Genomic DNA, 8952 nt, shown 5'->3' on the forward strand with positions numbered 1-8952 from the left:
GACCCGGATGAGACCCGGGCCTTTGCGAGTCTCCATTGATCCACCCTGCCCGGGCTCGCGTGCCATGAAGGGGGCCCATCAGCCGACAGGCGGTTCGAACGAAGCCCTGGCGGGTCAGAAGCGATTGCTGCGTTTTGAATGCGCGCCCACGAGCGGTTGGGGGGCGGCGGCAGAGGAACCCGGCAACGCGACCTTGGCGAGGTTCTCGGGTGGGTCCGCGGCCTGCAGGCCCCGTCGGCCACCGCGGCTCCCTGGAATGGGGTACTTGTAGAACTGCCGTCCCACGGTGACTGCGCACGGGCCAACGGCTGGGTTCCTTCGATCAGCGAACCTTCGGCTTCCGGCGGGGTGGATTTCGGACTTGCCCCGGCCCGCAGTTCGCCGGCATGCTCTGGCATGGCAGCTACCCAAAAACGAGAGGGCCTCGACGCCCGGTTTTACCTTCCGGCGGATGAGTTTTTTACCGCCAATGCGCATGTAGCGTTCACGTACGACGACGTCACGCTGGCGACGCTTTACTCGGAGATTCTGCCCCGGGACACCCAGCTGGAGACGCGGCTCGCGGAGGGGCTCGTGCTCAACATTCCCATCGTTTCTGCGGACATGGACACGGTGACCGAGTCGCGCATGGCCATTGCCATGGCCCTCAACGGCGGCCTGGGCCTCATTCACTACAACATGCCCGAGCGCCAGCAGCTCTCCGAGGTCAGCCGCGTCAAGTACCACGTGCCCGGCATGATTCCGGATCCCATCAAAGTGGGGCCCGACCAGTATGTCGGGGACGTGGTGAAGATGATCGAGGAGCGGCGATACGGGTTCAGCACCTTCCCCGTTGTGGACCAGGAGGGGCGGCTGGTGGGATTACTCCCCGGGCATGTGGTGAAACCCAGGTACGCCCAGCGGAAAGTGGCCGAGGTCATGACGCCCCGCGCCCAGGTGCACACCATCAATCGAAAGGAACTCGGCCGCGATCCCATCGCGCGGGCGGACAAGTTTTTCACGGAGCATCCGGGCATTCACAAGCTGCTGGTGGTGGATGACGAGGACAAGCTGCGCGGCCTCTTTACCATGAACGACGTGGAACGGATCGCCCAGGAGCGCAAGTCCCAGTTCAAACCCGCCCGCGATGCACAATACCGGCTGATTTGCGGGGCGGCCGTGAGCGCTGTGCGCAATGCGTTCGGCGAGCTGGATCGCGAGCGCATCCTCAATCACGTCGCCGCGTTGGTGGAACGGGGTGTGGACGTGGTGGCCGTGTCCACGGCCCACGGCCACAGCAAAGGGGTGGGCGACACGGTACGCCTGTTGCGCGATGCCTTTCCGAAGTTGCCCATCATCGCAGGCAACGTGACCAGCGCGGCGGGGGTCGAGTACCTGGCCCAATGCGGCGCCAACATCATCAAGGTGGGGCAGGGACCGGGATCCATCTGCACGACCCGGCTGGTGGCGGGGGTGGGCATTCCGCAGTTGACGGCGTTGTACGTCTGCAGCCGTGCGGCGGCGCGTTTGGGTGTGACGATTCTGGCCGATGGGGGCATCAACAAGTCGGGGGACATCGTCAAGGCGCTGACGCTGGCTGACGGCGTGGTTTGTGGGGGGCTGTTTGCCGGCTGCAACGAGGCCCCGGGCGAGATCATCGAGATCAGTGGCAAACTCTACAAGCGGTACCGTGGCATGGGCAGCCTCGCCGCGATGAAGGCCGGTTCGGCCGCCCGCTATGGCCACGAGAACAATCCGAATCAGAAAGTGGCTCCGGAGGGCATCGAGGCTCTGAAAGAGGCCGTGGGCTCGGTGGATCGCGTCCTGGCCCAACTCATCGGAGGCATTCAGGCCGGCATGGGTTACCTCGGCGCGGCCAATCTGGCGGAGCTCAAGAAGAAGGCGCGCTACATCCGCGTCACGCCCGCCGGCATGCGCGAGGCCGCACCCCACGATGTCATCGAATTGAAAACGCAACAATAGGCGGGCTTGATTGCACCGGATCGGACGCGGACCCGGCCCTGCTTCTTGCTGGGTGCGCGGTCCGCAACGCATGTGCGGGCGCGGCGGGGTGCACCGAACGCGGTTTCCCGCCGGGTGCGGGATTCCGGCTTCAGGAATGGCGCCGTGTCCTGTTTCCGGGTTTACGGCCCGCGGGGAACCAAAGGACCGGGGCCCGGTAGGCCAGAGACGGTTTTCGGACGAGCACGAACAGGTCCCGGGGAAACCTGCCTCACGGATCTGGCGCCTGCGCATCGCAGCGTCAGGGGCGATGTGCGCTAAATGACTGATTGCTCTCCCGCATTCCGCGCAGTGCGGGCGACACGGGGAGGGGCTTCGATGCCCGCTGCGCTTCAAGGTGTTACACGAAACTTCCCGGGCGCATCTGTCTCTCTCCTCCACTCCGGCGCCGACCCCTGCATCGTCATCGCAGGCAGCGAGTCCGGGTCTGAACGAGGGACACGATTCCCCCGTTCGTTGCCGGCGGCTTGTGGCGTGGTAATGTAGTTGACGAATAGCGGTGCGGAGACTGCGTCGAATGGAAGGGATGAGATTGCAATGGTTCAGCTGGGTGGTGGCGGGGGCGCTGGTGTGCCCGGCGCTGACACCCGCTCAAGGGTGGCCCCGTGAAGCCTTCGGGGGGGCAGCCCTGGGTGCGTTGATCGGCGGTCTGGCCGGAGCCGACTGCGGGCAGGTCTTTTCCGGAAACGGCGCCGCCATTGGCGCGGGCATTGGACTGGCCGCAGGTACGTTGCTTGGCCTGAGTCGCGACGTGGCAACCGGGGGATGCGCAAGCGATCCGGGATGCACCTGGCCTGCCGCGTCCACGGTGAGTGTGGGTTACGGGTACACCACGCATCGATCCGGCGGATGGATCGGCTACTCGACCGCGTTTGTTTCCCCGATGGGTACGCCGGCTGCGGCTCCCGTGTCAGGACAGAGACCCAACTACATCTTGCCCGCGACGTTGGCAGGCGCGGCTTCCGGGGCCTTGATCGGAGCAGGGACCCGGGCGGTGGGGCCGGGCCTGGCGATCGGAGCCGCTGCCGGGCTGCTGGTCGGGACCCTGGCCGAGCAACAGGCGCAGGCCAGCACGGGGACCGCGGCGTCCTGTGCTCCCGCTGCTGCGTCGTCGGCACCCCGGGTCACCACCGAACCTCCGACACCCTCGCTTCCCTCTCCGCACGCTCAAATCACTTCGAGACCCTGTCCCACTTCGACCTACTACTGGACGGCGCCGCCACCGATTCCCGATGCTCCGCGCGTTCCGGAAGCGCCCCGGTTTTAAGTCTGTCCCTGTGTCCGATGGAAAGGAGAGCTTCGCATGAGAACCATTACCCATTGCTGCGGCATGTTGCTTCTGAGCCTGTGGATGACCGGCTGTGCATCCAGCGGCGTCAAAAACCCTTCGGGCGTGCCGGTGACGCGATTGAACCCGGATGAGCAGGGCTTCGTCGCCGGCACCGGGATCGAGTCGCAGGACCTGGTGGCGGTCGCCGACAAGATGGCCCGCAGCATCCTGGCCATTCCGCAAATCGCGCAGGCGGCCACGCCGCCGGTGGTGGTGCTGGATCCCGTGGAAAACAAGACCCGTTTCCCCATCAACAAGGACATTTTCCTGACGCGCATTCGTGCCCAGCTCAATTCGCGGGCGCAGGGCAGGGTCATCTTTCTGGCCCGCGACCGCATGGCCACGCTGGAACGAGAGCGGAATCTGAAACGTGAGGGAGCCGTGACTGCGGCCACCGACCCGAACGTTCAGGAGTTCAAGGGGGCGGACTACTTCCTGACCGGAACTCTGGAGGGGTTGTCGACGCGGACACGGGCGGGCACGAGCGATTACATTCTGTACACCTTCCAGCTCATCGACGCCCGCACCAGCGCCATCGTGTGGGAGGACATGGCCGAAGTGAAAAAGCAGGGGCTCGAAGACGCCGCGTACCGTTGATGCGGAGGGTCGCCGCCAGCCCCGGGCGGGCGCTGGTCGATTGTTTCATGAAACAGGGTTCCGGCATGCGCGGTGTTGTGCGGAGCGCATCTCCGAGAGGGAGGTCGTGTACTCCGGGAGCGGGGCGGCGGAGTGTGTCCCTGGGGTGGAGCGTGTGTGCCGTTTCTGCGGCGGTCCTGTTGTTGGGTTGTGCTGCCTCCAGGCCGGCCGCCCCGCCCTTGACCGGGGACATCCTGGTGGACGGACCGCGAATGATCGCCGAGGGACCGCCGCGCGACAAAGTGCTCTGGCAGTATCGCACAGCGGCAGCGGCCCTGCGGCAGGGGCGCTTCGACCTGGCCAGGTCCCTGTTGGACGATGCATTGCTGACCTTGCAGGGGATTCACGGTCCCAACCCGGAGGCTCGCAAGGCCCGAAGCCTGTTCCGGCCCGAGTCGGTGAAACCCTTCTTGGGCGAGCCCTATGAACGGAGCATGGCCTACATTTACCGAGGGATCCTGTACTGGCGCGATGGCGAGCTGGACAATGCGCGGGCCTGTTTCCGCAGCGCACAGTTCGAGGACAGCGACACCGAACAGCGGGCCTACGCGGGCGATTGGGTGTTGCCGGATTATTTGGAGGCTCTGGCCACGGCCAAACTGGGTGGCGATCCCACGGATGCCCTCCGGCGTGCCCAGGCCAATGTGCGCGGGGCGAGCCTCCCGCCTTTGGATCCTGCCATCAACACCCTGGTGTTTCTGGAATTCGGTCCGGGACCGCTGAAATATGCGACCGGAGCGTACGGCGAACAACTCCGGTTCCGCACCACCTCGTCTCCGGTTCGATCGGCCCGATTGCAGGTTGCCGGGCTCAGCATCCAGGCCGCGCCCGTGGATGACGTGAACTATCAGGCCACCACCCGCGGCGGACGGGTCATGGACCACATCCTGGGCAACAAGGCAGTCTTCAAGGAGGCGACGGACACTGCCGGTGACGCTGCCATTTTTGGGGGAGCCGTGCTCGCGGCGGCCGGTCAGGGGCGCAAAAGTGCCGTGGACGAAGCCGGCGCGGCGCTGGTCGTGGCCGGGCTTGCCAGCAAACTGGTTTCCGCCGCCACCCGGCCGCAGGCCGATACGCGTACCTGGGACAACCTGCCCCAGTACCTGACCTTCGTGCAATTGCGGCTGCCGCCGGGAGAGCATACGGCCACGATCGAGTTCCTGGGCGCCAACGGCCAACCGCTCCCCAACCGCACCAAGACCATCCATTTCCGCGTGCCGACCGACGGTCGGGACGCTGTCCTGTTTGTCAGCGACACTTCCATCACACCTCAGACCCAATGAAAAACCTCCCCTTGCTCTTTTCGTTGGCCGCATGCGCGGTTCTGACCGGATGCCAGACGCACGACAAGGGCCCCTATCTGCCGCAAACGCCCAAGACTCCGGCCTACGAGAGCACCGAGCGTTTCGTGCTGTTGGATCCCGGCACCCAGCGGTCCGTGACCTGCTCCGGGATTCATGAGCGGGTCTTGCCGGATGGCCGACTGGAGGTCATCGCCCAGATTCGCAACCGCGAAAACCGTCGCATCGAGGTGCAGGTGAACTGCGTGTTCAAGGACGCCAACGGTTTCGGCATCGGCGACGAAACCCCGTTCCAGACGTTGATCCTCACCGAGAACGCCACGGAACAGGTGCGTTTTGTTTCGATGAACAACCAGGCGCGAAAATTCACCATTCGCGTGCGTCAGGCGCGGTAGGATTTCGAACGTCTCGCCCGCGAACTCAGCGCCGCACCTCCGGCGGACCCACGGTCGGTCACAACCCGCTCCAAAGACCGGAGGGGCGCGCCCCACGGGGAGCCGACCAGTCGGGCTCAGATCGGGTTTCGAGAGCGCACTCGATTCAACGGGAAGCGGCGGGGCCCAAGCCGCGGCGATCCTGCACGCTTGAACGCGTTCAACAGACGGTAGGGCTCGGAGCTGTGGACAGCACTTTCCCGCCCATCTGAAGCCGGCGGCGTAGGCCGGATGCAGTCCCCGGGAACGGAGTCAGGTGCGACTTTTGTTGCACTCGGATGCCGCAGTAAGGGAGTCTGGGATGGCCAATCCATGGACGGGGTTCTTTCTTCGCCATTGACGTCGTGGCCGCTCGCCCGGGAACCTTGAGCCCGGAGCCGGGAAGCCCCGTGCCCTTGCCGGGCCGGTGAAAGACGATCCGGACCACCCCTCGTCGCGTTGGTCTCTTCGGCCCCGCTCCCGGCTTGGGCGTCGAACACGGCCCGGCATGCACCCATTCATGGGGATCAGACGGTGGCCATCACCTCCGGCGCAGGTCAGGATTCCTGGGGGCAACGATTCGCCGTCGGTTTATCCAAGCGAGCCGAACCGAAGTCCAGGGGGCAAGGCCGCGGCGGGGTCAAGGGCTCACCTTCGGCTTGAGCCATTGGCCTGGGCGACTCCAATCCCACGCTGTGGCCTTCCTGCCTCGCGAAAGACAGCCCAAGGTCGCTACCAATGGCGCCACGCCTCGGGCCGCGTCGCCGGGAACCTGCCTGCCGTTGGTTCGGGCACTGATGGGATGAGTGCGAAAAAGGAAATGGTGGCTGGAGACGGAATCGAACCGCCGACACAAGGATTTTCAGTCCTCTGCTCTACCAACTGAGCTATCCAGCCACCTCGAACAGCCGTCATTATTGAAGCCCGGGACCGGCTCCGGTGCAAGAGGGAAATCGGGCCTTGCCCGGCAGGGCCGGGCACTCGGTCACTGTCCAGCCGTGGAGCTGCGGGTGCAACGGCCTCCCGCCCAACCGTCCCGGGAAGGGGGTGATCCCCGGACCGCGGGGCTGCCGCCGACGTCCCGGGATCGTGCACCTTCCGCACGGCGAGGGCCGTTCAGCCAGCCTCCGCCATGGAGAGTGTCCTGCGACGTTGTTGACCGGTGAACCCTGACAGGGGCAGGTCTCCGTTCCCGGCCGGGGGGTGGAGTGCCAGGTTGACGGACAGCGCAAGCAGGCGGCATCGACTCCGGCAAAGGCCTCGACCATGCACGGCCTGATCCACAGGAGGTCACTGCCATTGGCTTGCGGCCCGGTCTGCGAGGCCCCCTTTGTCGGGACTTTCCATCTACCCTTGGCTGGCCTGACCCCGGGCAGCGAAAGCCGTGCCGAATGTAGCGCAGACCGGGTCGAGCCCGCGAACTCCCCGGTCCGATGAACCCACCTTGTGATCACGTGTCCTGATTCTGCGCGACTGAGCCTTTGGATTGCTTCAAAACTGAGGGCCCCGCGGGAAAATGGCTTCCCAATGTTGGACGGCCCGTGCATTGTTTTTGGGCAGTTTGTGACACGTGAGGACGGCCTCGGGAGGTGGGGAGATTCGCAAGGGGGCCTTTCCATCGTCTTGATCGCTGTCGGCAAAGTGGGGAGGAAAACCCTGTTTTTGGCCTGTTTTCCAGGGCTGGAGTCGGGTTGGGCCGTTTGACTCGGGCCGCTACGAGGGGCAGGGCTTCGATCTGACTCGCGCGGTGTGCAGCCTGGCACTGCTGGTGCTCTGGGGAGGAGGACACGCATGAGGACGTGCTGGCCATGCTGCATCGAACGCGTCGCCTGCTGAGTCGGCTGGCTCTGCTGGTGGGGCTCTTGGGAGGTGGGACTCCGGTCATCGCCGGACAAGTCGGTCTTGTGTGGGATCCCAGCCCGGACGAGTGGGTCGTCGGCTACGCCATCCATTACGGCACCGTCAGTGGTGTGCATCCGATTCGCGTCGATGTGGGGAATGTGACCAACACGGTGATCGACGGGCTGGAGCCCGGCGTCACCTATTATTTTGTTGCAACGGCCTATACCGCCGACGGCCTCGAGAGCGAGCCCTCCAACGAGGTCAGCTACACGGTTCCCAATCCCCCCGAACCCACCAACGCGCCGCCGGTGGTCGATGCCGGACCGGATCAGACGGTGCGACTGCCCGGCGGGGTTGTGTTGGCCGGACAGGCGGGCGACGATGGTCTGCCGTTGGTGCCGGGACAATTGACGGCGTGGTGGGAACTGGTCAGTGGGCCGGCCCCGGTGCAGTTCAGTGCCACCAATGCACTGGTGGTTGAAGTGGGCTTCAGCGAGCCGGGCGTGTACGTGTTCCGACTGGTCGCCAGCGACGGAGAACTGAGCGCAACTGATGAGGTGGCCGTGACGGTAGAGCCGCCTCTCCCGATCAACCAGGCCCCTGTGGTCGATGCCGGACCGGATCAGACGGTGCGACTGCCCGGTGGGGCTGTGTTGGCCGGACAGGCGGGCGACGATGGTCTGCCGTTGGTGCCGGGACAATTGACGGCGTGGTGGGAACTGGTCAGTGGGCCGGTCCCGGTGCAGTTCAGTGCCACCAATGCACTGGTGGTCCAAGTCGGCTTCAGCGAGCCGGGCGTGTACGTGTTCCGACTGGTCGCCAGCGACGGAGAGCTGAGCGCAACTGATGAGGTGGCCGTGAGGGTAGAGCCGCCTCTCCCGATCAACCAGGCCCCTGTGGTCGATGCCGGACCGGATCAGACGGTGCGACTGCCCGGCGGGGTTGTGTTGGCTGGACAGGCGGGCGACGATGGTCTGCCGTTGGTGCCGGGACAATTGACGGCGTGGTGGGAACTGGTCAGCGGGCCGGCCCCGGTGCAGTTCAGTGCGACCAATGCGCTGGTGGTCCAAGTCGGCTTCAGCGAGCCGGGCGTGTACGTGTTCCGACTGGTCGCCAGCGACGGAGAGCTGAGCGCAACTGATGAGGTGGCCGTGAGGGTAGAGCCGCCTCTCCCGATCAACCAGGCCCCTGTGGTCGATGCCGGACCGGATCAGACGGTGCGACTGCCCGGCGGGGTTGTGTTGGCTGGACAGGCGGGCGACGATGGTCTGCCGTTGGTGCCGGGACAATTGACGGCGTGGTGGGAACTGGTCAGCGGGCCGGCCCCGGTGCAGTTCAGTGCGACCAATGCGCTGGTGGTCCAAGTCGGCTTCAGCGAGCCGGGCGTGTACGTGTTCCGACTGGTCGCCAGCGACGGAGAGCTGAGCGC

At 65.5% G+C, this 8952-nt stretch carries 6 protein-coding genes and 1 tRNA gene; 6 read left to right on the forward strand and 1 reads right to left on the reverse strand.

The features are described from left to right. The first annotated feature begins 396 nt into the window (after positions 1-396). The 5 genes from guaB to ACPDIT_RS10225 all read left to right on the forward strand — a co-directional run bounded on the left by guaB (position 397) and on the right by ACPDIT_RS10225 (position 5663). A complete protein-coding gene (gene guaB, locus ACPDIT_RS10205; RefSeq protein WP_423443142.1) occupies positions 397-1962 on the forward strand; it encodes an IMP dehydrogenase in 1566 nt (521 codons plus the stop codon). Between the two features lie 565 nt (positions 1963-2527). After that, positions 2528-3268 (forward strand): glycine zipper family protein, encoded by a 741-nt coding sequence (locus ACPDIT_RS10210; protein ID WP_423443144.1) that lies wholly within the window; start codon positions 2528-2530, stop codon positions 3266-3268. Positions 3269-3304: 36 nt separating this feature from the next. After that, positions 3305-3928, forward strand: a complete 624-nt coding sequence (locus ACPDIT_RS10215) for a penicillin-binding protein activator LpoB (protein ID WP_423443146.1) — start codon at positions 3305-3307, stop codon at positions 3926-3928. A 152-nt stretch (positions 3929-4080) separates the two neighbouring features. Then, complete coding sequence (locus tag ACPDIT_RS10220; protein ID WP_423443148.1) at positions 4081-5250, forward strand: hypothetical protein; 1170 nt, start codon at positions 4081-4083, stop codon at positions 5248-5250. Next, positions 5247-5663 (forward strand): DUF1425 domain-containing protein, encoded by a 417-nt coding sequence (locus ACPDIT_RS10225; protein ID WP_423443150.1) that lies wholly within the window; start codon positions 5247-5249, stop codon positions 5661-5663. The genes ACPDIT_RS10220 and ACPDIT_RS10225 overlap by 4 nt, the downstream gene beginning before the upstream one ends. A gap of 839 nt (positions 5664-6502) precedes the next feature. On the opposite strand, the gene ACPDIT_RS10230 is transcribed toward ACPDIT_RS10225, so the two are convergent. Next, positions 6503-6578: transfer RNA gene (locus tag ACPDIT_RS10230), tRNA-Phe, on the reverse strand. A 911-nt stretch (positions 6579-7489) separates the two neighbouring features. Between ACPDIT_RS10230 and ACPDIT_RS10235 the strand changes: the two genes are divergently transcribed. Next, a partial coding sequence (locus ACPDIT_RS10235; RefSeq protein ID WP_423443152.1) for a PKD domain-containing protein occupies positions 7490-8952 on the forward strand: 1463 nt, incomplete at its 3' end.

The organism is Limisphaera sp. VF-2 (genome assembly GCF_049537125.1).
Taxonomy (GTDB): domain Bacteria; phylum Verrucomicrobiota; class Verrucomicrobiia; order Limisphaerales; family Limisphaeraceae; genus Limisphaera.